Source organism: Halomonas daqiaonensis, from assembly GCF_900109725.1.
Classification (GTDB): domain Bacteria; phylum Pseudomonadota; class Gammaproteobacteria; order Pseudomonadales; family Halomonadaceae; genus Halomonas; species Halomonas daqiaonensis.
Genome location: NZ_FOBC01000009.1, coordinates 1 through 24,270 on the forward strand (window position 1 = coordinate 1; position 24,270 = coordinate 24,270).

Sequence of the window (24,270 nt, forward strand, 5' to 3'; positions counted from 1 at the left end):
GGCTATGTTGGTATCTGTTGTTGGCGTGCTTTAAAAATACTGTATAAACTACTGTATATCCAGTTTTCCTCTGGGGCACGCCATGAATCAATCAGACCTCAAAGCCCTCGAACAGACACTGACTCGCCTCCCTGACCATCTCAAGAAATACCTGGCAGATCAGATTCTTGGGCAAATAAGCTCCCAAGCGAACACCTTGCTCGACACCGCGAGACCTCACCTTCCCTGCCCACACTGTGGCGCTGAATACCCTGCAAAGTGGGGGCGCAGCGGTGGCCTGCAGCGGTATCGCTGCCGGAATCCCGATTGTCGCAAGACCTTCAATGCCCTCACAGGTACGCCCCTGGCCAAACTGCAGCACCGCGACAAGTGGTTTGATTACCTGCGCTGCATGCGAGACAGTCTGACGTTACGTGTCTCGGCGGCCCGAGTGGGCATCGATTTGAAGACGGCCTTCCGCTGGCGACATCGCTTCCTGAAAACGAGCGCTCAAGACAACGCCAACCCACTATCCGGCATCATCGAGGTAGACGAAACCTTCTTCCTGGAGTCCTGCAAAGGAAAGCGTAATCTCACGCACCGCAAACCTCGAAGGCGCGGCGGGCAAGGCGATATGAAGAAAAAAGGGCAAAAGATTCAGGTTCTTATTGCGCGAGACCGTAACGGAAAGATCAGTGACTTGGTCGATCCGGCGCTCAAGAAATCCACTGTTCATGAATTCTTGGCACCGATCATCGATCGTGACTCGATTTTATGTTCGGACGGGCACAGCTGGTATAAAACCTTCTCTGCCGACCATGGCATTGCTCATCATCGACTGATCACACTCGACAATCAGCGAGTGCTTGGCAAGGAATACCACATTCAGAACGTAAACAGCTATATGAGCCGTTTGAAGGGCTGGATGACGCGCTTTCATGGGGTGGGGACCGAGTACTTACCCAATTACCTGGCATGGCGACGGTTGTTTGAAACCGCGAAGCCAGCAGAGGAAGCGTGGTTTCGCAAGGCGATAGGCGCAGACCAACAACAGATACCAACATAGCCATGTATCGACAGTTTTCGATAACCGGGAGACATCGCATGCCCAACGTCACACCGCAGTACCTGGAGCGCCGTCCCAACCTCCCGCTGACCGAGGCCTGGGCGGCCATCGAGGCTGACAACCTGACCGAGATCCCGCTGCTCGGTCACGTCTCGGCGGGAATGCCCATCGAGGCCTGCCCCGAAATAGGCAGCATCCAGGTACCCACGTGCATGGTCCGTCGCAACACCTACGCCCTGCGAGTACGCGGCGACTCCATGATCGATTGCAACATCTTCGACGGGGATGTGATCATCATCGAGCGTCGCGAAAGTGCCGAGAACGGCGAGACCGCCGTGGTGATGATCAACGACCAGGAGGTCACCCTGAAGAAGCTCTACATCGAGAAGTCGGGTGTGCGCCTGCAGCCAGCCAACGAGCGCATGGCCCCCATCTACCTGCGCAACGACGATATCCAGGTGATCGGCCTAGTGATGGGCGTGGTGCGCCAGACGGAGCTGGCCGCCTGATGCGCTTTGCCGCCCCCGACGTCCCTGCGGGACGCTGGCAGGAGAGCGAACTGGAAGTGGAGAAGAGCCGCTTCATCACCTGGCTCTGCCATGCACCGGACTCGGCGGCCTTCGAGGCGATGCTGGCCGAGGCGCGCCGCATCCACCCCAATGCCAGCCACCACTGCAGTGCCTTCATCGCCGGCCCGCCCGGCGAGCAGGTCGCCATCGGCTTCTCCGACGACGGCGAGCCCGGCGGCACCGCCGGGCGCCCCATGTTCCAGGTGCTCGAGGGGGCCGGCCTCGGCCAGGTGGGCTGCGTGGTCACGCGCTACTTCGGCGGCACCAAGCTCGGCACCGGCGGCCTGGCGCGCGCCTACTCTCGCGCCGTGACCGAGGGCCTGGAGGCCCTACCGCGCCGCACCGTGGTCGAGCGCGCCCCGCTACACCTGCGGGTCGACTTCGCCGGCGAAGCCGAGGCCCGCGCCTGGCTGGCCGAACAGAAGATCCCGATCGAGCAGGCCGACTACGGCGCCGACGGCGTGCGGCTAAAGGTGGGCTGGCCAAGTGACACCCCCGCCGACCTGACCACCCTCGAGACACGCCTGCGGGGCCGGCTGACAATGCTGGACGATTAACCCTTCTCCATGGCGAGCGGCGCCCGGAGGCGCCTCACCCCAGATACTTGATCATCACCCCGGCGGCCACCGCCGAGCCGATCACCCCGGCCACGTTGGGCCCCATGGCGTGCATCAGCAGGAAGTTGTGGGGGTTGGACTCCAGCCCCACCTTGTTGGCCACTCGCGCTGCCATGGGCACTGCCGAGACCCCGGCGGCACCGATCAACGGATTGATCGGCATCTTGCTCATCAGGTTCATCAGCTTGGCCATCAACACCCCCGCAGCGGTGCCGATCCCGAAGGCGACGATGCCCAGGCCGAGAATCCCCAGGGTCTCCATGGCCAGGAAACTGTCGGCCATCAGCTTTGAGCCCACCGAGAGGCCCAGGAAGATGGTCACGATGTTGATCAGCGAATTCTGGGCGGTGTCGGAAAGCCGCTCCACCACCCCGCACTCACGCATCAGGTTGCCGAAGCAGAACATCCCCAGCAACGGCGCGGCGTCCGGCAGGAAGAAGGCCACCAGCAGCAGGATCGCGACCGGAAAGACGACCTTCTCGAGCTTCGACACCGGGCGCAACTGGGTCATGGTGATCTCGCGTTCCCGCTTCGAGGTCAGCAGCTTCATGATCGGCGGCTGGATCAGCGGGACCAGCGCCATGTAGGCATAGGCGGCCACGGCGATGGCGCCCAGCAGCTCAGGGGCCAGCACGCTCGACACATAGATCGAGGTGGGGCCGTCGGCACCGCCGATGATGCCGATGGCGGCGGCCTGGTTGAGCGAGAAATCCATCACACCCAGCGCCGAGAGGCCTACCGCGCCGAACAGGGTGGCAAAGATGCCGAACTGCGCCGCCGCCCCCAGGAAGAGGGTACGCGGGTTGGCCAGCAGCGGGCCGAAGTCGGTCATCGCCCCCACGCCCATGAAGATCACCAGCGGGGCGATGCCCGAGGCGATGGCCACCTTGTAGAAGCTGTAGAGCATGCCGTCGCCGTAGCCGACGCCGACCGCCACATCGCGGGCGGCACGCAGCGCCTCCGGTGCGACACCGTCCTTGACCAGGCCCTTGAGGGTCTCGCGCCACGCCTCGGCACCGGCCAGCGGGTCCAGGCTCGTACCCAGGGCGGTGGCGAGTTGCTGGAGCACGGCAGGCCTGGCCACCTCGATGGCCTGTTCCAGCGCCGACAGCGCCAGACCCGCCTCGGGGATGTTGGCCAGGATGCCACCGAAGCCGATCGGCACCAGCAGCAACGGCTCGAACTTCTTGCGGATTGCCAGGTAGAGCAGCACCAGCCCCACCAGGATCATCGCCGCCTGGCCCACATTCAGGTTGTAGAGCCCCGAGCCGTGCCAGAGTGTCAGTAGTTTCTCCATGAGGGGGCCCTTAGAGCTCGATCAGGACGTCACCGACGGCGACGCTGTCGCCCTCGCTGACCTTGACGGCGGAGACGCTGCCGGCGCTGCTGGCGCGTACCTCGGTCTCCATCTTCATGGCCTCGAGAATGATCACGACATCCCCAGACTCGACGCTATCGCCTTCACGCACATTGACCTTGAAGATATTGCCGGCCAGCGGCGCGGTGATCGCCTCGCCGGACGATTCGGCGGGCTCGCTCGCGTCGGACGCTTTCTTGGCGTCAGTGGTCTTCTGCTCCTGGACATCGCCGATATCGCCGCCTTCGGCAATCTCGACCACGTACTGCTTGCCGTTGACCTTGACGGTATAGGTCTCGGGGCCGCCCGGTGCCGTGTCCTGGGTCGCCGGGGCCTTGGCCTCGGCTCCTTTATTCTGGGCCCCACCCTTCTGTGAAGAAGCCGACAGGTTGGCGCTGGCACCGGGGGTCTCATTCCCGAGAGCCTGGGGCGCGGGCTCGAAGGCATCGGGATTGTCGCGGTTCTTGAGGAACTTCAAGCCGATCTGCGGGAAGAGCGCATAGGTCAGGACGTCATCGATCTCGCGCTCGCCCTCAGCCAGGCGAATATCCTCGGCCTTGGCCTTCTCCTTGAGTTCCTTGGTGAGCCGGTCCATCTCGGGACTGAGGTTATCGGCCGGGCGGCAGGTGATCGGCTCGCCACCCTCCAGCACGCGGGCCTGAAGTTCCTCGTTGAACGGTGCCGGCGCGGCGCCGTATTCGCCCTTGAGCAGCGCCTGAACCTCCTTGGAGATGGACTTGTAGCGCTCGCCCATCATCACGTTCATCACCGCCTGGGTGCCGACGATCTGCGAGGTGGGGGTGACCAGCGGGATGAAGCCCAGGTCCTCGCGCACGCGCGGGATCTCCTTGAGCACGTCGTCAAGCTTGTCGCCGGCGCCCTGCTCCTTGAGCTGGCCTTCCATGTTGGTGAGCATGCCGCCCGGCACCTGGGCGATCAGGATGCGCGAGTCGATGCCCTTGAGCGAGCCTTCGAAGGCGGCGTACTTCTTGCGCACCTCGCGGAAGTAGGCGGCGATCTCCTCGAGCAGCTCGAGGTCCAGGCCGGTGTCGCGCTCGGTGCCCGTCAGGATGGCCACCACCGACTCGGTGGGGCTGTGCCCATAAGTCATGGACATCGAGGAGATGGCGGTATCGACGTTGTCGATGCCGGCCTCGGCGGCCTTGAGGGCGGTGGCGGTGGACATGCCGGTGGTGGCATGGCACTGCATGTGGATGGGGATATCCACAGCAGCCTTGAGCTTGGTGACCAGCTCGTAGGCGTCGTAGGGCTTGAGCAGGCCGGCCATGTCCTTGATGGCCAGGGAGTCGGCACCCATCGAGGCGATGGTCTTGCCCAGCTCGACCCAGCCGTCCAGGGTATGCACCGGGCTCACGGTATAGGAGAGCGTGCCCTGGGCATGGCCCTCTACCTTGCGCACCGCCTGGATGGCGCGCTCGAGGTTGCGCGGATCGTTCATCGCATCGAAGACCCGAAAGACATCGACGCCGTTGGTCCTGGCCCGCTCGACGAACTTATCCACCACGTCATCGGCGTAGTGACGGTAACCGAGCAGGTTCTGGCCGCGCAGCAGCATCTGCTGGGGCGTATTGGGCATGGCCGCCTTCAACGCCCGTATCCGCTCCCACGGGTCCTCGCCGAGATAGCGGATACAGGCGTCGAAGGTGGCCCCGCCCCAGGACTCCAGCGACCAGAAGCCGACGCGGTCGAGCTTCTCGGCAATAGGCAGCATGTCATCGAGGCGCATGCGGGTGGCGAACAGCGACTGGTGGGCATCGCGCAGGACGACATCGGTGATGCCAAGCGGGCGTGTCTTGTCAGTCATGGTCGTGACCTTGTCGTTATGAATGGAAGGGAGGGGGAAGCGAGAACGGTTGCCTCAGCGGCGGTGGCGACGGCGATAGCGGTGCACCGCGGCGCTGATGGCGACCATGACGTAATCGTCCTGACTCGCCGGAGCGCCGCCTCGCCCGCGTGCCGGCACCGGGGGCGCGACGGGCTCGGGGAAAAAACGACCGATGACCTTGGACATCAGGGTGGTGACGATCACCAGCACGGTAAGAAAAACAAAGACAAAGCCCATGCCCACGCCCATCAGGGCTAGGCCCTCGTTGAGCAGCTGCGTATCCTGCATGCGAATTCTCCTGCTTCTTGCGCATAACTGGCCTCGATATCACGAGGAAAACCCGGCTTGCGCATTTTTTAGGATGCTATAACCTGCCACGTTCTCGACAGTTTGCAATGGCGTCATGGTGGAAGTCAGCGTTGTTAATTTACTACATGGCGGGCGAACCGGCCTAGCGCCCATGGAAGGGGTCATCGACGCGGTGACCCGTGACCTCCTGACCCGCACTCCCGGTTTCGACTGGGCGGTGACCGAGTTCGTGCGCGTGGTGGACGCCCGCCTGCCGCCCCGCGTCTTCCTCCGGCACTGCCCGGAACTGGCCCGCCCGGGCGTCACCACACCGAGCGGCGTCCCCGTGCAGCTGCAATTACTGGGCTCCGATCCCGATACCCTCGCGGCCAATGCCCGCCAGGCCCTGCGTCTTGGTGCCACCGGCCTGGATCTCAATTTCGGCTGTCCGGCCAAACTGGTCAACCGACACGATGGCGGCGCTTCGCTGCTGCGCGATCCGCGAAGAGTCCACGCCGCCGTGTCGGCAGTCTCCCGGGCCGTGGGCGACACGATCCCGGTGACGGCCAAGATCCGACTGGGCTTCTCCGATCGCCGCCTGGCCCTGGCCTGCGCCTTGGCCACCCAGGATGCCGGCGCACGGCAGCTGGTGGTCCATGGCCGCACCCGCGACGAAGGCTACCGCCCACCTGCCCACTGGGAGTGGATCGGTCGCATCCACCAGCGCCTCTCCATTCCGGTGGTCGCCAATGGCGACATCTGGACCCTGGAGGACTACTGGAAGGCCCGCACACTCTCCGGGTGTCGCGACGTGATGCTCGGCCGCGGCGCCTTGGCGGACCCCTGGCTGGCCTCGCGCATCCGCCACTGGCAGGCGACGGGTGAACGCTTGACCGAGACGCCCTGGCGGGTCCGGGCAGGGATCCTTGCCGACTTTGCTGCGTTGCAGCGTACCACACTTCCGGAACGTGTCGTCACTGCCCTGATGAAGCAGTGGCTCAACCACATGCGCCAGCGTGACGAAGAGGCAGCCCGTCGCTTCCAGGCCGTGAAGCGACTGCGCGACCTGGACGCCCTGCTGGCGGGCCTCGCGCCCTCCGCCATCTCCCCCGGCACCGGCCAGCAGGCCGAAACGGCCTGACAACGAATCATCGCCAGGAGAACGTCACGCACAAAAAAGAGGCGCGCGTCGCATCGCGACGGCGCCTCAAACGATCGCAGGGCCGGCACGCGAGGAACGCCGACCCGGCTAGCAGAACGCTGGCCCCGACACACCGGTAAAAAGCTCGGCACAGCGGGCCTGGAAAACAGAAGACCCGCCCTCGCAGTGAGGACGGGTCGATATCTGGCGCGCCCGGGAGGATTCGAACCTCCGACCACCTGATTCGTAGTCAGGTACTCTATCCAGCTGAGCTACGGGCGCGTAAGACAACAAACAGGATCATTGTCGGGATGAACTGGACGGCATGCCGCCGATCACATCCACTGTGAAGATGGCGCGCCCGGGAGGATTCGAACCTCCGACCACCTGATTCGTAGTCAGGTACTCTATCCAGCTGAGCTACGGGCGCTTGACCTTCGCGTGACGACAATGGCGGAGAGGGAGGGATTCGAACCCTCGAAGAGGCTATAAACCCCTTACTCCCTTAGCAGGGGAGCGCCTTCAGCCACTCGGCCACCTCTCCCTCATCGACACGGTGCGCATCCTACCGTTTTAGAAGGCCATTGTCCAGCGACCCCGGTCGAATTTTCGCCATGACCCCGTGATGGCTCTCCGCGTCGATCGCCCGCGCACTAGTCATCGCTCTCGAGACCGGAGTCGGCCTTCTCGCGCTGTATGCGCTGGTAGATCTCCTCGCGATGCACGGCGACATCCTTGGGGGCATTGACGCCGATGCGGACCTGATTGCCCTTGACGCCAAGGACGGTCACGGTGATGTCATCACCGATCATCAGGGTTTCGCCGACACGGCGGGTCAGGATGAGCATGACTGATCTCCTTCTCAGACTTATGGCTACGGGATGCTCGCCGGCAGGAACGACGAAGTTGCATTGTGCGACAACTCGTCGTCCCTGACCAATGGCACCGACCCATGACACGCCCGCACCCCGCTGAAAGGACGTCCTGTAGTACGGGTGTCGCGGACTTCCCTACAAGCGTAGAAGGTGTCGTCGACCCGAGGGAGTCTTATTCGGCCTCGATATCGCTCTTGTCGAGGCCGAAGGCCTTGTGCAGCGACTTGACCGCCAGCTCCATGTGCTTCTCGTCGATGACAACCGAGATCTTGATCTCGGAGGTGGAGACCATGCGGATATTGATGTTCTCGTCGGCCAGTACCCGGAAGAACTTGGCAGCAACACCGGCATGGGAACGCATACCCACCCCCACCAGCGAAACCTTGGCGATGTTGTCGTCACCGCGCAGATCACCGCCACCCAGGTCGGGGATGACCTGATCCTTGAGGATCTTCATGGTCTGCTTGTAATCGCCCTTGGCCACGGTAAAGGTGAAATCCGTGTAGTCCCCCGCCGGCGCCACGTTCTGGACGATCATGTCGATCTCGATGTTGGCATCGGCGATCGGCCCCAGGATACGTGATGCCACACCCGGTACGTCGGGCGTATTGAGCAGGGTCAGCTTGGCTTCGTTGGCGGTGAAGGCGATACCGGAAATCAGCGGTTCTTCCATGGAATCCTCGTCTTGGTCGGAGTCTGCAACGATCAGGGTGCCGGGGCCATCCTCGAAGCTGGACAGCACGCGCAGCGGGACATTGTACTTGCCGGCGAATTCGACGGCGCGGATCTGCAGGACCTTGGAGCCCAGACTCGCCAGTTCCAGCATCTCCTCGACGGTGATTGTATCGAGGCGCTGGGCCTTGGAGACGACCCGCGGGTCGGTGGTATAGACACCATCGACGTCGGTATAGATCTGACACTCGTCCGCCTTCAGCGCCGCCGCCAGCGCCACACCGGTGGTATCCGAGCCGCCGCGGCCGAGGGTTGTGATATTGCCCTCCTCGTCGACGCCCTGGAAGCCGGCAACCACGACCACCTGACCGTCATCGAGGTCCTCGCGCATCTCATCGGTCTCGATGCGCTGGATGCGCGCCTTGGTATGGGCACTGTCGGTATGGATTCCCACCTGTGAGCCGGTATAGGAGGTCGCCGGCACACCGATCTTCTGCAATGCCATGGCCAGCAGCGAGATGGTGACCTGCTCGCCGGTGGAGACCAGCATGTCCATCTCGCGTGGCGTCGGCTCGTCGTTGATCTCGTTGGCCATGCCGATCAGGCGGTTGGTCTCGCCGCTCATGGCGGAAACCACGACGACGATCTGGTGACCGTTGTCGCGAAAACCCTTGACCTTCTCGGCCACGGCCTTGATGCGCTCGACAGAGCCCACCGAGGTACCGCCGAATTTCTGTACGTATAGTGCCATCTGCCGATTTTCCTCGTGATTCGAGTGCGTTTAACGCTCGGATGAGTGATTCATTTACTGGAGCCGATCCTCGACCCATGCCGGGACGCTTTCCAGCGCGCCGGGCAACGCCTTGACGTCGCTGCCGCCGGCCTGGGCCATGTCGGCCCGGCCGCCGCCCTTGCCGCCGACCTGGGCCGCTACATGGTTGACCAGCTCACCGGCCTTGACCCGGCCGGTAAGATCATCGGTGACGCCAGCGATCAGGCTGACCTTGCCGGCGTCTGCATCGTCCACGCCCAGCACCACGATGCCGGATCCCAACTTGTTCTTGAGCTGGTCGAGCACCCCACGCAGCTCCTTGCCGGTTACGCCCTCGAGGCGCTTGGCCAGCACCTTGACGCCCTTGACCTCACGGGCCTCATCGATCATCTCGCTGCCGGCGGCGCTGGCCAGCTTGGCCTTGAGGCGCTCGAGCTCCTTCTCCAGGGTGCGGTTGCGCTCGAGCAGCGATTCGACCCGTTCCTCGGCCTGCTCCGGCTTGGCCTTGAGGCGTTCGCCGATGCGATGGAGGCGAGCTTCCTGCTCGCGGAACCAGTCCAGGGCCCCCTCACCGGTGATTGCCTCGATACGGCGCACGCCGGAGGCGACGCCCGCTTCGCTGACGATATGAAAGCAGCCGATGTCGCCGCTTCGCGCCACATGGGTTCCGCCGCACAGCTCGATGGAGAAGTCGTCGGCGCCGATGGTCAGTACGCGGACATTATCGGCGTACTTGGCCTCGAACAGCGCCGCGGCGCCCTTGGCCTTGGCCTCGTCGAGGCTCATCTGCTCGATATGTGTCGGCGCGTTGGCCAGGATCTGCTCGTTGACCAGGCGCTCCACCTCGTCCAGTTGCTCCGAGGTCATGGGCTCGAAGTGGCTGAAGTCGAAGCGCAGCCGCTCGGGGGTGACCAGCGAGCCCTTCTGCGCCACGTGGTCCCCCAGGACCATTCGCAACGCCTTGTGCATCAGGTGCGTCGCTGAATGGTTGCGCACCGTTGCCGCACGCAGGCGGGCGTCGACCCGCGGCTGCACCTCGGCGCCCACCGCCAGCGTTCCCTCGAGCAGCACGCCATGGTGCAGGTGGTGACCGCCCTGCTTCTGGGTGTCGGTGACCAGGAAGCGGCCTCCCTCCAGCTCCAGGTAACCGGTATCGCCCACCTGACCACCGGACTCGCCATAGAAGGGCGTGCGGTCCAGCACCACGACGCCGCGCTGCTCCGGTTCGAGCCGCGCCAAGGGATTGCCTTCCTGATCGACCAGAGCGGTGACGGTGGCGCGATCCTCCAGCAGGTCATGACCGGTGAAAGCGGTCTCGCCCTCGAGGTCCAGGGCGGCGGCGTAGTCGGCGCCGAACTGACTGGCCGCGCGGGCGCGTTCGCGCTGGGCCTCGAGCTCGCGCTCGAAACCGGCCTCGTCGAGGCTCACGCCGCGCTCGCGGCAGACGTCGGCGGTCAGATCGAAGGGGAAGCCGTAGGTATCATAGAGCTTGAAGACCGTCTCGCCGGGCAGAGTGTCGCCCTCAAGGCCGCCCAGGGCCTCTTCGAGCAGGCCCATGCCGTGCTCCAGGGTACGGGCGAACTGCTCTTCTTCCTTGAGCAGGACGCGCTCGATCTGGTGGCGTGCCTCGCGCAGCTCGGGAAACGCCTCGCCCATCTCCACATCCAGTGCTTCCACCAACTGGTGGAAGAAGTTGCCGCGCGCGCCAAGCTTGTGGCCATGGCGGATGGCGCGACGGATGATCCGGCGCAGCACATAGCCGCGCCCCTCGTTGGAGGGCAGCACGCCGTCGGCTATTAGGAAGGCGCAGGAACGGATATGGTCGGCGATTACTCGCAGCGATGGGGTAGACGTGTCGGCATGGCCGGTGGCGTGGGCCGCGGCCTCGAGCAGGTTCTGGAAGAGATCGATCTCGTAGTTGGAGTGCACGCCTTGCATCACCGCGGCGATGCGCTCCAGGCCCATGCCGGTATCGATGGAGGGCTTGGGCAGGGGATTGAGGGTGCCGGCCGCATCGCGGTCGAACTGCATGAACACCAGGTTCCAGATCTCGATGTAGCGGTCGCCGTCCTCTTCCGGGCTGCCGGGCGGGCCGCCCCATACCTCGGGACCATGGTCGAAGAAGATCTCGGAGCTCGGCCCGCAGGGGCCGGTATCGCCCATCTGCCAGAAGTTGTCCTCGTCCAGCTTCGAGAAGCGCTCGGGGTCGATGCCCATCTCCTCCTTCCAGATCCCCTCGGCCTCATCGTCGCTGACGTGCACCGTGACCCACAGCTGTTCCTTCGGCAGGCCTAGCGTCTCGGTGAGAAAGGTCCAGGCGAAGCGGATGGCTTCCCGCTTGAAGTAGTCGCCGAAGCTGAAGTTGCCCAGCATCTCGAAGAAGGTGTGGTGGCGAGCGGTATAACCGACGTTGTCCAGGTCATTGTGCTTGCCGCCGGCGCGCACGCAGCGCTGGGAGGAGGTGGCACGCACATAGGGGCGCGGGTCGCGGCCCAGAAAGACGTCCTTGAACGGCACCATGCCGGCATTGGTGAACAGCAGGGTCGGGTCATTGCCCGGCACCAGGGAGCTGGAGGGCACGACGGTATGGCCATGCTCCTCGAAATAACTCAGGAAGGCCTGTCTGATATCTGCGCTTTTCATGGGGTATCCGTGGCGATGGGCGAGGTGGCCGTCCGCAACGAGACCACCCGGGGCTTTCGCAAAACCGCCATTATAGCGCAGTTGGCAATGGACTAAAGGGGCGCCAGCTAGCACAGGCGCTCATAGCGAGGGGCGCCGGGGACAGGTCGAAGAGGAGGACCTTTGCCAGGGGTGAGGAGCACCGCTCCGAACGGGCTGGCCATGGATGGCCAGCACCGGTCCTGCAAGCGGAGCGGTACGCGAGAGCGAAGCAGGGCATCGGTAGCGTCCAGGGAAGGGTTCACAGCGCCTCCTCGATGGTCCGATACTTCGGGAGCCTGTCGCCGGATCAGCCCCGAGTGACAGTACGAAACGTCAAACATCATCCCACGCATGTTCTAGGGCATGGCGCACCTGGTCGAACTCGAAGCCGCGTTGGGCGAGGAAACGCTCGCGGCGGGCGCGCTCGCGAGGGGTGTCACCGGGCCCCGTGAAGCGCCGCGAAAGCGCCGCGGCGGCGAGGGCGAACCAGTCGACCTCGCCAGCCTGCTCGGCTTCATTGAAGGCGTGATGGATTTCCTCCCGGCCGAGACCGCGCCGTTCCAGCTCCACCCTGATCTTCAGTGGCCCCTGGCCGCGCAGGATGCGTGAACGCAGGAAACTCTCGGCGAAGCGGGCGTCAGACTGCAGCCCCTGCTCGGCCAGGTCGTCAAGACACTCGGCGATGCCGTCGGGTGCGTGACCCTTGGCCGCCAGGCGCTCGGCCAGTTCCTGGCGCGAATGCTCCCGGCGAGCCAGCAGACGGATGGCATCGTCCCGCGGCGACGCTTCGCCGCCGGAAGGTCGCCCGAGCATGACTTACAGCTGGTCGTCGTCGCGGCCGGCCTCGGCAGTGACCGCCTCGTCGACGGCCTCCTCCTTCTTGGGCTCCACCGGCGCGAGCAGCTGGCCGCGGATCTGGCTCTCGATCTCCTCCATCACCGCCGGGTTGTCCTCGAGGAACTGGGCGGCATTGGCCTTGCCCTGGCCGATCTTGTTGCCCTGATAGCTGTACCAGGCGCCCGCCTTGTCGACCAGCTTGCACTGCACACCCAGGTCGACCACCTCTCCGGCATGGTAGATCCCCTTGCCGTAGAGGATCTGGAACTCCGCCTGGCGAAACGGCGGCGCGACCTTGTTCTTGACCACCTTGACCCGAGTCTCGTTGCCGGTGACCTCGTCACCCTGCTTGACCGAGCCGGTACGACGGATGTCCAGGCGCACGCTGGAGTAGAACTTGAGCGCGTTGCCGCCGGTGGTGGTCTCGGGGCTGCCGAACATCACGCCGATCTTCATGCGGATCTGGTTGATGAAGACCACCATGCAGTTGGCGTTCTTGATGTTGCCGGTGATCTTGCGCAGCGCCTGGGACATCAGGCGCGCCTGCAGGCCGACGTGGGAGTCGCCCATCTCGCCCTCGATCTCGGCCCGCGGGGTCAGCGCCGCCACCGAGTCGATGATGATCACGTCGACGCCACCGGAACGCACCAGCATGTCGCAGATTTCGAGGGCCTGCTCGCCGGTGTCCGGCTGGGAAACCAGCAGGTCATCGAGATTGACGCCAAGCTTCTCGGCGTAGCTCGGGTCCAGGGCATGCTCGGCATCGATGAAGGCGCAGGTCTTTCCCTGCTTCTGGGCCTGGGCGATCACCGACAGGGTCAGGGTGGTCTTGCCCGAGGATTCGGGCCCGAAGATCTCGACCACCCGACCCAGCGGCAAGCCGCCGATGCCCAGGGCGATGTCCAGGCCCAGCGAACCGGTGGAGACGGAGGGCATCACCACGCGCGGGGCATCACCCAGGCGCATCACGGTGCCCTTGCCGAACTGGCGATCGATCTGGGAAAGCGCGGCTTCCAGCGCCTTGCTGCGGTTTTCGTCCTGAGCCATGGGGAACTCCTGAGAGATAGCGAATGAAGATGACGATGGCCGGTAACCACTGTATGACTGAACAGTAGTATGGCGAAAAAAACCCGGCGCGACCAGCTCTGCGATCGCGCCAATGCGACCCGAGAGGGATCAGTCTGGATCCAGCCGCCGCACCAGGCCGATCAGCGCCTCGCGCACCGCCTGCTCGCGAACGGCCTTACGGTCGCCGCCGAAATGGTGGCACTCCGACTCGGCTCGCTCGGCATCGCCCCAGGCTAGCCAGACGGTGCCCACGGGCTTGTCGGCACTACCGCCGCCAGGGCCGGCCACACCGCTTATCGCCACGCCGAGCTCGGCGCCACTGTCGCGGCAGGCGCCGACCACCATCGCCTCGACGACCTCGCGGCTCACCGCCCCCTGCTCGGCTAGCAGCGCCTGCGGCACGCCCAGCAGGCGGGTCTTGGCACCATTGGCATAGGTCACGTAGCCGGTCTCGAACCAGTCGGAACTGCCGGCCACGGCGGTGATGGCGCTGGCCACCCCGCCCCCGGTACAGGACTCCGCCGCGGTAACCGTGATGCCCTGCTCACGGCAGCGATGTCCCAGCCGCTCGGTCAGGGCCTCGAGGTCGAGATCGGCCAGGCGGGACACATGGGTGGGCATGGCATGACTCCTGAGAATTCGAACCGGCCGAGCCAACGTCGACCGCGCGTGAACGGTGACTTTTCCGTACAATAACGGCTTTGTCAGCGACATGCATGGCGCATTCGACGCCAACCATCCGTCATCCGCCAGAGCAGGAACCCGATGTCACAGGCCAGCGCCCAGCATACTCCGATGATGAGCCAGTACCTGAAGATCAAGCGCGAGCATCCCGACGTGCTGCTCTTCTATCGCATGGGCGATTTCTACGAGCTGTTCTATGACGATGCCCGGCGTGCCGCCGCCCTGCTCGACATCACCCTGACCCAGCGCGGCCAGTCCGCGGGCCAGCCGATTCCCATGGCCGGCGTGCCCTATCACAGCGCCGAGGGGTACCTGGCCCGCCTGGTGGCCGCCGGCGAGTCGGTGGCGATCTGCGAGCAGATCGGCGACCCGGCCACCAGCAAGGGACCGGTGGAGCGCCGCGTGGTGCGCATCGTCACCCCCGGCACCCTCTACGACGAGGCGCTACTGGATGCCCGCCGCGACAACCTGCTGGTCGCCGCGGCCCCCCTCGGCGAGCGCTGGGGGCTGGCCTGGCTGGAACTCTCCAGCGGTCGCTTCAACGTGCTGGAGGTCGAGGGCGAGAGCGAGATGCTCGCCGAACTACAGCGTCTCGATCCCGCCGAGCTGCTGGTGGCCGAGAGCCTGGCACTGCCTGCCGCCCTGGAGGGGCGTCGCGGCCTGCGTCGCCAGAGCGACTGGCTGTTCGACCTCGAGAGTGCGAGGCGCACCCTGTGCGACCAGTTCCAGGTTCAGGACCTGCGCGGCTTCGGCTGCGCCCACCTGGAGGCCGCCATCACTGCCGCCGGCGTACTGGTCGACTATGCCCGGGACACCCAGCGCACGGCCCTGCCCCACGTCACCGCCATCGGCGTGGAGAGCCGCGACGATGCCGTGGTGATCGATGCCGCCAGCCGTCGCAACCTGGAGATTGACGTGAACCTCGGCGGCAGCACCGACAACACCCTGGCCAGCGTGCTCGACACCACCGCCACCGCCATGGGCTCGCGGCTGCTCAAGCGCTGGCTCAATCGTCCGCTGCGCGACCGCGCTCAGGTCGAAGGCCGCCAGGCGGCGGTGGCGCTGCTCCTCGACGACGAGGGCTTCATCCCGCTGCGCGAGTCGCTCAAGGCGATCGGCGACGTGGAACGCATCCTGGCCCGGGTGGCCCTGTACAGTGCGCGGCCACGCGACCTGGCCCGGCTGCGCGACGCCCTGGTCGCCCTGCCCGAGCTCGAGGCCGAGCTCGAAGCCTACGGCGAGGGCAGCACGCTGGACGAGCTCCGGCGCCATATCCATCCCTTCCCGACACTCGCCGACACCCTGACCCGCGCCCTGGTGGAGAACCCACCGGTGGTGATCCGCGAGGGCGGGGTGATCGCCGAGGGCTTCGACGCCGAGCTCGACGAGCACCGCGGGCTCGCCGAGCACGCCGGCGACTACCTGATTCGCCTGGAGACCCGGGAGCGCGAGCGCACCGGGCTGCCCGGCCTCAAGGTCGGCTACAACCGAGTCCACGGCTACTACATCGAGATTCCTCGAGCCCAGGCCCGGGACGCTCCCGCTGACTATATCCGTCGCCAGACCCTGAAGAACGCCGAGCGCTTCATCATTCCTGAACTCAAGGAGTTCGAGGACAAGGCCCTTTCGGCGAAGTCCCGCGCCCTGGCCCGCGAGAAGCTGCTCTACGATGGCCTGCTCGACACCCTGAACGCCCAGCTCGCCGCGCTGCAGGGCACCGGGCGGGCGCTGGCGGCACTCGACGTACTGTGCGCCTTCGCCGAGCGTGCCCGGGCCCTGGACTTCGTGCGTCCGGCGCTGCCCGAGTCGCCGGGCATCGACATCCGCGGCGGCCGCCACCCGGTGGTCGAACAGGTCAGCGAGACGCCCTTCGTGCCCAACGACCTGGTACTGGACGACGCGCGCCGCATGCTGGTCATCACCGGCCCCAACATGGGCGGCAAGTCCACCTACATGCGCCAGGCGGCGCTTATCGTGCTGCTCGCCCATACCGGTAGTTTCGTGCCGGCGGATGCGGCCGTCATCGGGCCGGTGGATCGCATCTTCACGCGTATCGGCTCCTCGGACGACCTGGCCGGCGGGCGTTCCACCTTCATGGTGGAGATGACCGAGACCGCCAGCATCCTGCACAACGCCACCGACGAAAGCCTGGTGCTGATGGACGAGATCGGCCGCGGCACCAGCACCTTCGATGGCCTCTCGCTGGCCTGGGCCAGCGCCGAGCACCTGACCCGCACCCGCGCCTTCACGCTGTTCGCCACCCACTACTTCGAGATGACGGCGCTGGCCGAGCAGGCCGAGGGGGCAGCCAACGTGCACCTGACGGCTGCGGAGCATCGCGACGGGATCGTCTTCATGCACCGCGTGGAGGACGGCCCGGCCAGCCAGAGCTATGGACTGCAGGTCGCCCAACTCGCCGGCGTTCCCCAGGGCGTGATTGCCCGTGCCAAGGAGAAGCTCGCCACCCTGGAGCAGCAGGAGATCGACCAGGGCAGCCGGCTGCCGGGCGGCACGGCGGACGACGAACAGCGCTCGGCGACTCCCCGGCAGGCCGACCTCTTCGCCAGCACGCCCCATCCGCTGGTCGAGCAGCTGGGCGGCCTGGATCCCGATGAGCTATCGCCCCGTCAGGCCCTGGAACTGCTCTACCGCTGGAAGGAAGCCCTGTGAATGGCCGACAATGGCGCCGAGATCCGCTTGCGAGGCTACCCTCGCCACGACTAGAATGGCCCGATCAAATTTTTGGCATTATAAGAAAATGCTTTCTTATAACTGCATTTGAATCATCGACTAGCGGCCGCGCCCTGCCACGGCCAGAGAATGGGAGACTGGCATGACATTCGTCGTCACCGAGAACTGCATCAAATGCAAGTACACCGACTGTGTCGAGGTCTGCCCGGTGGACTGCTTCTACGAAGGCCCCAACTTCCTGGTGATCCACCCCGACGAATGCATCGACTGCGCCCTGTGCGAGCCGGAGTGCCCCGCCGAGGCGATCTTCTCGGAGGATGAGATACCCGCGGGGCAGGAGCAGTTTCTCGAGATCAATGCCGAGTTGGCCGAAGAATGGCCCAATATCAGCGAGAAGCAGGATCCGCCTGAAGATGCCGAGGAGTGGGACGGCAAGCCGGGCAAGCTTGAACTGCTCGAACGCTGAGCGCTGCCACAGCCAAAGACGACGCCGCCGGATGTCTTGTGACATCCGGCGGCGTCGTCTCTGCCCTGAGCGAAGAAGGAGAACACTCGGCAAAAGAGGCGACCCGCAGGCCGCCGGCTCCCAGCCAATCCTCGAGCGGCTCCTTCCACCCGACTCCCGTGATGTCGTCCCTGCCCGGGAGCGGCCTCCTGCCGCACCGAGCGCATCACTTCACGCATCCCGTTGCATCCTGCCGGAAGAGCATCCTTGCTCATCCACATCCCGAAACCAGTGTGACCATGGCCGAATTGCAGTACAACCCCGCCCAAGATGCCTCGAGCAAGGTCCCAGCGGCCATCTTATGCTCGAAACAGTAAACAAAGTCTCTTTAAAATCATATAGATAAAAAAGGCCGACCCGTGAAGGGTCGGCCCTGTCCGACGCTGTCATGGTGGATCTCTCCACCATCTTGTAGGCGATCTCCTACAAAAGATCACGCACAAGGCAACACCGTTCGCTTACTGACCCTTGATCACGGCGCGTCCCGGATAGGCCACCTGCCCCTCCAGCGCTTGCTCGATCACCAGCAGGCGGTTGTACTTGGCAACGCGGTCCGAGCGGCTCAATGAGCCGGTCTTGATCTGGCCGGCGCAGGTGCCCACGGCGAGGTCGGCGATCGTGGTGTCCTCGGTCTCACCAGAGCGATGGGAAATCACCGCGGTGAAGCCGGCATCCTGGGCCATGCGAATCGCCTCCAGGGTCTCGGAAAGCGAGCCAATCTGGTTGAACTTGATCAGGATGGAGTTGCCGATCTGCTCGTCGATGCCGCGCTTGAGAATCTTCGTGTTGGTGACGAAAAGGTCATCGCCGACCAGCTGAACCTTGTCGCCCAGCCGTTCGGTCAGCGCCTTCCAGCCGTCCCAGTCGGACTCGTCCATGCCGTCCTCGATGGAGACGATGGGGAACTGGTCGCACAGCTCGGCCAGGTAGTCGACGAAGCCGGCGGCGTCGAACGCCTTGCCCTCACCGGAGAGGTCATACTGGCCATTGCGGTAGAACTCGGAGGAGGCGCAGTCGAGTGCCAGGGTCACGTCGTCGCCCAGCCGGTAGCCGGCGTCTGCCACGGCCTGCTGGATCACCGCCAGGGCCTCGGCATTGGAGTCGAGGTTCGGCGCGAAGCCGCCCTCGTCGCCCACCGAGGTAGACATGCCCTTGGCGGCGAGCACCTTCTTCAGGGCATGGAAGATCTCGGCGCCCATGCGCAGGGCCTCACGGAAGGTCGGTGCCCCCACCGGCTGGATCATGAACTCCTGGATGTCGACGTTGTTGTCGGCATGCTCGCCGCCGTTGAGGATGTTCATCATCGGCACCGGCATCAGGTACTTCCCCGGCTGGCCGTAGAGCTCGGCGATATGGGCGTAGAGCGGCATGCCCTTGGCGTTGGCCGCGGCCTTGGCTGCCGCCAGCGACACCGCCAGGATGGCGTTGGCGCCAAGCGATGCCTTGTTGTCGGTACCGTCCAGCACCAGCATGGCGTCGTCCAGCCCACGCTGATCGCGGGCATCCATGCCCACCAGGCGATCACGGATGGTCGTATTGACGGCCTCAACGGCCTTCAGTACGCCCTTGCCCAGATAGCGCGCCTTGTCGCCGTCACGCAGCTCGAGCGCCTCACGAGAGCCGGTGGAAGCCCCACTGGGCGCACAGGCCACGCCCACGGCTCCACTTTCCAGACGTACCTCGGCCTGCACGGTGGGATTGCCGCGTGAATCGAGCACCTCGAGGGCGTGAATGTCGACGATCTTGGTCATCTTGTGAGTCCTTGTCGTGTCAGCGTTGAGAAAATCAGGAAATCTCGAGCGGGGCAAGGCCCTTCACCAGCTCATCGACGGCCTTCAGCTGGGCCAGGAAGGGCTCGAGGCGGTCCAGCGGCAGCGCGCAGGGACCGTCGCACTTGGCGTTGTCGGGATCGGGATGAGCCTCCAGGAAGAGACCCGCCAGGCCGACCGCCACCCCGGCACGAGCCAGCTCGGCCACCTGCTGTCGCCGCCCACCGGCGCTGTCGGCCCGGCCACCCGGACGTTGCAGGGAGTGCGTGACATCGAAGAAGACCGGGTAGCCGGTCTGCTTCATGTCACCGAAACCGAGCATGTCGACGACCAGGTTGTTATAGCCGAAGCTGGAGCCGCGCTCGCAAAGCAACAGCTTGTCATTGCCGGCCTCTTCGCACTTGCGAATGATGTGGCGTACCTCATGGGGCGCCAGGAACTGCGGCTTCTTGATGTTGATCACCGCCCCGGTCTCGGCCATGGCGACGACGAGGTCGGTCTGGCGCGCCAGGAAGGCCGGCAGTTGGATGATGTCGGCGACCTCGGCCGCAGGCCCGGCCTGCCAGGGCTCGTGGACGTCGGTGATGATCGGCACCCCGAAGCGCGCCTTCACCTCGGCCAGTATCTCCAGCCCCTTTTCCAGGCCAGGGCCGCGAAAGGAGTGGATGGAGCTGCGATTGGCCTTGTCGAAGCTCGCCTTGAAGACGTAGGGCATGCCGAGACGACCCGTCACCGCCGCGTAGGTCTCGGCGACCTCGAGGGCCAGCTCGCGGGACTCCAGCACGTTCATGCCGCCCAGCAGCATCAGCGGCAATGAATTGCCGGCCTTGAGGCCGGCAAAGTCGATATGACGTTCGGGGACGGACTTGGTCGTGACAGACATGGGCCTCACTCCTGGTGAGAGGACTGGGCGCGGGTGCGTGCCGCCTTGTGCTCCAGCGCTGCATTGACGAAACCGGTGAACAGCGGATGGCCGTCACGCGGCGTGGAGGTAAACTCCGGGTGGAACTGGCAGGCGACATACCAGGGGTGATCCGGTAGCTCGACCATCTCCACCAGGGAGTTGTCGACGCTCTTGCCGGAGACCACCAGGCCGGCCTGCTCGAGTTCATCGATAAACTGGTTGTTCACTTCGAAGCGGTGGCGATGCCGCTCGACGATCTCATCGCTTCCATAGGCCTTGCGCGCCCTGCTGCCGGCCTTGAGCTGGCAGACCTGGCCGCCAAGGCGCATGGTGCCACCGAGGTCCGAGGCTGCATCACGCAGTTCAACCTTGCCCTCGGGACTGAGCCACTCGGTGATCAGGCCGACCACCGGATGCAGGGTGTCGTGGGTGAATTCGGTGGAGTTGGCATCTTCCCAGCCGGCCACGTGTCGTGCGAACTCGATGACCGCCACCTGCATGCCCAGGCAAATGCCCAGGTAGGGAATGCCGTTCTCGCGGGCAAAGCGGGCCGTGGCGATCTTGCCTTCCACACCGCGCTCGCCGAAACCGCCAGGCACCAGGATGGCATCCTTGCCGGCCAGGCGCTCGGCGCCGTGGCGCTCGATATCCTCGGAGTCGATGTAGTCGACGTTGACCTTGACGCGGGTCTGGATACCGGCATGGATCAGCGCCTCGTTGAGGGACTTGTAGGCGTCGAGCAGTTCCATGTACTTGCCGACCATCGCGATGTTGATCGACTTCAGCGGATTGAGCTTGGCATCGAGCACATGAACCCACTCGCCCAGATCGGCTTCGTCGGCCTCCAGGCGCAGCTTGTCGCAGGCGATATCGGCGAGGCCTTGCTCGTGGAGCATCAACGGGATGCGGTAGATGGTATCGGCGTCCTGCAGCGGGATGACGGCACGCTCTTCCACGTTGGTGAACAGCGCGATCTTGCGCCGTTCGGTTTCTTCCAGCTCCACCTCGCTGCGGCAGATCAGGATATCGGGCTGGATGCCGATGGAGCGCAGCTCCTTGACGCTGTGCTGGGTCGGCTTGGTCTTGGTCTCGCCAGCGGTCTTGATATAAGGCACCAACGTAAGGTGCATGAAGATCGCCCGACTCGCCCCCAGTTCGCTTCTGATCTGGCGGATCGACTCCAGGAAGGGCAACGACTCGATGTCACCCACGGTACCGCCGATCTCGACCAGCGCCACGTCGAAGCCCTCGCCGCCGGCATAGACGCGGCGCTTGATCTCGTCGGTGATGTGCGGGATCACCTGCACGGTGCCACCCAGGTAGTCGCCGCGGCGCTCCTTGCGCAGCACGTGCTCGTAGACGCGACCGGTGGTGAAGTTGTTGGCCTGGGTCATCTTGGTGCGAATGAAGCGCTCGTAGTGGCCGAGGTCCAGGTCGGTCTCGGCGCCATCCTCGGTGACGAACACCTCGCCGTGCTGGAAGGGGCTCATGGTGCCCGGATCCACGTTGATGTAGGGATCGAGCTTGAGCATGGTGACCTTGAGGCCGCGCGCCTCGAGAATCGCCGCCAGCGAGGCCGACGCGATGCCCTTGCCGAGAGAGGACACAACGCCGCCGGTCACGAAGATATATCGTGTCATGGAGAACCTGTCGAAACGTGATCATGAGGCACGGCAGAAAGCCGCGCCAGGATGGGACGACAGACTAGCAGAATGCGACCAACGGCTCAATTTCAGCGCCGAGCAGGATGGCGCATCCGCTGCAGATATCCATCAAGCGGGGCCAATTTGGGTGAGCGGCGCCGGAACAGCCTCGCGTCATGCCGCTCATTGCGATAGCAATACCGGAAGGACGCCATCATGGCCACCAGCGTGCCAGTTCACCTCCCAATGGGTCGCGCGCGGGGCGCGATACCCGCTCAATGCGCGCCACCGCCGCGTCATGCTCGGTGGGGTCGTCGCGAATCAGGTCGAGCTCGCGCTGATCCTCGGGATAGCCGGCAAGCAGCAGGAAATCGTCGCTGGCCTGGATATGACAATGCCCGGTGCCCGCCGGCAGCACCAGGACATCACCGGCGCGGACGTCGACGTCCTCACCCTGCTCGCCTCCCAGGCGCAGCCGGCCCCATCCCGACAGCACGCCGAAGGCCTCGTGGGCGATGGAGTGATAGTGGTGATAGGGAAAGACGCCGCCGCGCCAACTCGAGCGCCATCCGTTGGTGGTAAAGACCCGCTCGAAGCAGTGTGCCACGGCCTCCCGGTCAAGCTGTGTATCGAGCCCTCGGGAACGAAACAACAGCGTGGCCAACCGGGTATTGGGAATGCGCCCGTCATCGGCGAACGTCATCCGCTCGGGTACGAGCGAGCCATTTTCCACCGGTTCAAGCCCCAAAGTTGCCAGCGTCGCTTCCATGATCGCCTCCTGTGAAAGTGGCTATCGGGTGAGTCGTGATGAAACCTCACGCAACGAAGAAATCACCCCGGCGTTGGACGAGGCGAAGCATGGACAGTGGCTCGCCGTCACACCCCCAGATAGTCGAGGATACCCTCACCGGCCTGCCGGCCTTCATAGATGGCGGTGACCACTAGGTCGGAGCCGCGCACCATATCGCCGCCGGCAAAGATCTTCTCGTTGGTGGTCTGGAAGGCATGGGTGCCGCCCTCTTCCGGCGCCATGACCCGGCCCCGCTCGTCGACCTCGATACCCACGGTCTCGAACCAGGGCGCCGGGTTCGGCTGGAAGCCGAAGGCCACGACGACGGCATCTGCGGGGATAATCTCCTCGGAACCGGGTACCACTTCCGGGCGCTGCCGACCGTTCTCATCCGGCTCGCCCAGGCGGGTGCGCACCACCTTGACACCCTCGACCTTGCCTTCACCGACCACCGCCACCGGCTGGCGGTTGAACAGGAACTCCACCCCCTCCTCGCGGGCGTTGGCCACCTCGCGCTTGGAGCCGGGCATATTCTCCTCGTCACGGCGGTAGGCGCAGGTCACGCTGGTGGCGCCCTGGCGGATGGCCGTGCGGTTGCAGTCCATGGCGGTATCGCCGCCGCCCAGCACCACCACGCGCTGCTCCTTCAAGGAAGTGAAATCATCAGGATCCTTCTCGAAACCCAGGCAGTGGTTGACGTTGGCGATCAGGTAGTCGAGGGCCTTGTAAACACCGGGCAGGTCTTCGCCGGGGAAGCCGCCCTCCATGTACTTGTAAGTGCCCATGCCCAGGAAGACGGCATCGTACTCCTCGAGCAGGCTGTCGAACTCGACATCCTTGCCTACCTCGATGCCGAGGCGGAACTCCATGCCCATCTCCTCGAAGACGGCACGCCGGCGTTCCATCACTGACTTGTCGAGCTTGAATTCGGGAATGCCGAAGGTCAGCAGCCCACCGATCTCCGGATACTTGTCGAATATCACCGGCTTGACGCCATTGCGGATCAGGATATCGGCGCAGCCCAGCCCCGCGGGGCCGGCGCCGATCACCGCGACCTTGCGGCCGGTCTGGGTGACACGGGAGAGATCCGGACGCCAACCCATGGCGAAGGCGGTGTCGGTGATGTACTTCTCCACCGAGCCGATGGTCACTGCCCCGAAGCCGTCGTTAAGCGTGCAATCTCCCTCACAGAGGCGGTCCTGGGGGCAGACCCGTCCGCATACCTCGGGCAGCGAATTGGTGCGGTGACACAGTTCCACTGCCTCGAGGATGTTGCCCTCACTGACCAGCTGCAGCCAGTTGGGGATGTAGTTGTGGACCGGGCACTTCCACTCGCAGTAGGGGTTGCCGCAATGCAGGCAGCGGTGTGCCTGGCTGGCCGCCTCCTGAGGCTTATAGGGCTCGTAGATCTCGGCGAACTCCCTCGCCCGGGTACGCGCCTCCTTCTTCTGCGGGTCCTGACGACCCACATCGATGAACTGGAAATCGTTGTTCAAGCGGTTAGCCATGGTCTCTGCTCCTGGTGTCTGCGTG

General features: G+C 64.7%; 20 protein-coding genes and 3 tRNA genes. 6 read left to right on the forward strand and 17 right to left on the reverse strand.

The annotated features are described in order from the left end of the window. Positions 1-82: 82 nt before the first annotated feature. The 3 genes from BMY30_RS08730 to BMY30_RS08740 are packed head-to-tail and all read left to right on the forward strand — an operon-like array spanning position 83 to position 2,171. The gene (locus BMY30_RS08730) at positions 83-1,045 is read left to right on the forward strand and encodes an IS1595-like element ISHda1 family transposase (RefSeq protein WP_086558114.1); all 963 of its coding nucleotides are present in this window, start codon (positions 83-85) and stop codon (positions 1,043-1,045) included. Between the two features lie 38 nt (positions 1,046-1,083). Beyond that, positions 1,084-1,554 carry a transcriptional repressor LexA gene (gene lexA, locus BMY30_RS08735; protein WP_089712652.1) on the forward strand — a complete coding sequence of 157 codons (471 nt, stop codon included), beginning with the start codon at positions 1,084-1,086 and terminating at the stop codon, positions 1,552-1,554. After that, positions 1,554-2,171: an IMPACT family protein gene (locus BMY30_RS08740; RefSeq protein ID WP_089712654.1), complete on the forward strand. Its 618-nt coding sequence runs from the start codon at positions 1,554-1,556 to the stop codon at positions 2,169-2,171. The genes lexA and BMY30_RS08740 overlap by 1 nt, the downstream gene beginning before the upstream one ends. Before the next feature lie 34 nt (positions 2,172-2,205). Here BMY30_RS08740 and BMY30_RS08745 read toward each other — a convergent pair whose 3' ends face one another. From BMY30_RS08745 to BMY30_RS08755, 3 genes are read right to left on the reverse strand one after another with little or no spacing between them, the layout of a single operon-like run. Continuing rightward, entirely contained in the window at positions 2,206-3,528 is a 1,323-nt protein-coding gene (locus BMY30_RS08745; protein WP_089712656.1) for a sodium ion-translocating decarboxylase subunit beta, read from the reverse strand. A gap of 10 nt (positions 3,529-3,538) precedes the next feature. Beyond that, a complete protein-coding gene (gene oadA / locus BMY30_RS08750) occupies positions 3,539-5,413 on the reverse strand; it encodes a sodium-extruding oxaloacetate decarboxylase subunit alpha (protein WP_089712657.1) in 1,875 nt (624 codons plus the stop codon). Between the two features lie 54 nt (positions 5,414-5,467). Further along, positions 5,468-5,722, reverse strand: a complete 255-nt coding sequence (locus BMY30_RS08755) for an OadG family protein (protein WP_089712660.1) — start codon at positions 5,720-5,722, stop codon at positions 5,468-5,470. Between the two features lie 172 nt (positions 5,723-5,894). Between BMY30_RS08755 and BMY30_RS08760 the strand changes: the two genes are divergently transcribed. Continuing rightward, complete coding sequence (locus BMY30_RS08760) at positions 5,895-6,863, forward strand: tRNA dihydrouridine synthase (protein ID WP_089712662.1); 969 nt, start codon at positions 5,895-5,897, stop codon at positions 6,861-6,863. Between the two features lie 205 nt (positions 6,864-7,068). On the opposite strand, the gene BMY30_RS08765 is transcribed toward BMY30_RS08760, so the two are convergent. The 9 genes from BMY30_RS08765 to BMY30_RS08805 all read right to left on the reverse strand — a co-directional run bounded on the left by BMY30_RS08765 (position 7,069) and on the right by BMY30_RS08805 (position 14,372). Then, a tRNA-Arg gene (locus BMY30_RS08765) sits at positions 7,069-7,145 on the reverse strand. A gap of 71 nt (positions 7,146-7,216) precedes the next feature. Then, positions 7,217-7,293 (reverse strand) — tRNA-Arg (locus BMY30_RS08770). A gap of 21 nt (positions 7,294-7,314) precedes the next feature. Then, positions 7,315-7,407, reverse strand: a tRNA-Ser gene (locus BMY30_RS08775). 109 nt (positions 7,408-7,516) lie between these two features. Then, on the reverse strand, positions 7,517-7,711 hold the full coding sequence (gene csrA, locus BMY30_RS08780) for a carbon storage regulator CsrA (protein ID WP_089712664.1): 195 nt from the start codon (positions 7,709-7,711) through the stop codon (positions 7,517-7,519). Positions 7,712-7,910: 199 nt separating this feature from the next. Then, positions 7,911-9,161 (reverse strand): aspartate kinase, encoded by a 1,251-nt coding sequence (locus tag BMY30_RS08785; protein ID WP_089712666.1) that lies wholly within the window; start codon positions 9,159-9,161, stop codon positions 7,911-7,913. Positions 9,162-9,215: 54 nt separating this feature from the next. Beyond that, a complete protein-coding gene (alaS, locus tag BMY30_RS08790) occupies positions 9,216-11,825 on the reverse strand; it encodes an alanine--tRNA ligase (protein ID WP_089712667.1) in 2,610 nt (869 codons plus the stop codon). 354 nt (positions 11,826-12,179) lie between these two features. Further along, on the reverse strand, positions 12,180-12,659 hold the full coding sequence (locus BMY30_RS08795) for a regulatory protein RecX (RefSeq protein WP_089712669.1): 480 nt from the start codon (positions 12,657-12,659) through the stop codon (positions 12,180-12,182). A 3-nt stretch (positions 12,660-12,662) separates the two neighbouring features. Next, positions 12,663-13,730 carry a recombinase RecA gene (gene recA, locus BMY30_RS08800; RefSeq protein ID WP_089712671.1) on the reverse strand — a complete coding sequence of 356 codons (1,068 nt, stop codon included), beginning with the start codon at positions 13,728-13,730 and terminating at the stop codon, positions 12,663-12,665. Positions 13,731-13,859: 129 nt separating this feature from the next. Beyond that, positions 13,860-14,372, reverse strand: coding sequence for a CinA family protein (locus tag BMY30_RS08805; protein ID WP_089712673.1), 513 nt, complete (start codon positions 14,370-14,372; stop codon positions 13,860-13,862). Positions 14,373-14,516: 144 nt separating this feature from the next. Between BMY30_RS08805 and mutS the strand changes: the two genes are divergently transcribed. Together mutS and fdxA are read left to right on the forward strand one after the other, a co-directional pair. Continuing rightward, positions 14,517-17,105, forward strand: a complete 2,589-nt coding sequence (gene mutS / locus BMY30_RS08810) for a DNA mismatch repair protein MutS (protein ID WP_089712675.1) — start codon at positions 14,517-14,519, stop codon at positions 17,103-17,105. Positions 17,106-17,268: 163 nt separating this feature from the next. Then, entirely contained in the window at positions 17,269-17,592 is a 324-nt protein-coding gene (fdxA, locus tag BMY30_RS08815) for a ferredoxin FdxA (protein WP_089712677.1), read from the forward strand. 497 nt (positions 17,593-18,089) lie between these two features. On the opposite strand, the gene eno is transcribed toward fdxA, so the two are convergent. The 5 genes from eno to BMY30_RS08840 form a co-directional block, all read right to left on the reverse strand. After that, a complete protein-coding gene (eno, locus tag BMY30_RS08820; RefSeq protein WP_089712679.1) occupies positions 18,090-19,382 on the reverse strand; it encodes a phosphopyruvate hydratase in 1,293 nt (430 codons plus the stop codon). Positions 19,383-19,416: 34 nt separating this feature from the next. After that, a complete protein-coding gene (kdsA, locus tag BMY30_RS08825) occupies positions 19,417-20,283 on the reverse strand; it encodes a 3-deoxy-8-phosphooctulonate synthase (RefSeq protein WP_089712681.1) in 867 nt (288 codons plus the stop codon). A 5-nt stretch (positions 20,284-20,288) separates the two neighbouring features. Next, a complete protein-coding gene (locus tag BMY30_RS08830; protein WP_089712683.1) occupies positions 20,289-21,944 on the reverse strand; it encodes a CTP synthase in 1,656 nt (551 codons plus the stop codon). 217 nt (positions 21,945-22,161) lie between these two features. Beyond that, complete coding sequence (locus BMY30_RS08835) at positions 22,162-22,716, reverse strand: cupin domain-containing protein (protein ID WP_089712685.1); 555 nt, start codon at positions 22,714-22,716, stop codon at positions 22,162-22,164. Positions 22,717-22,823: 107 nt separating this feature from the next. Beyond that, a complete protein-coding gene (locus BMY30_RS08840) occupies positions 22,824-24,245 on the reverse strand; it encodes an FAD-dependent oxidoreductase (protein WP_089712687.1) in 1,422 nt (473 codons plus the stop codon). Positions 24,246-24,270: the final 25 nt, after the last annotated feature.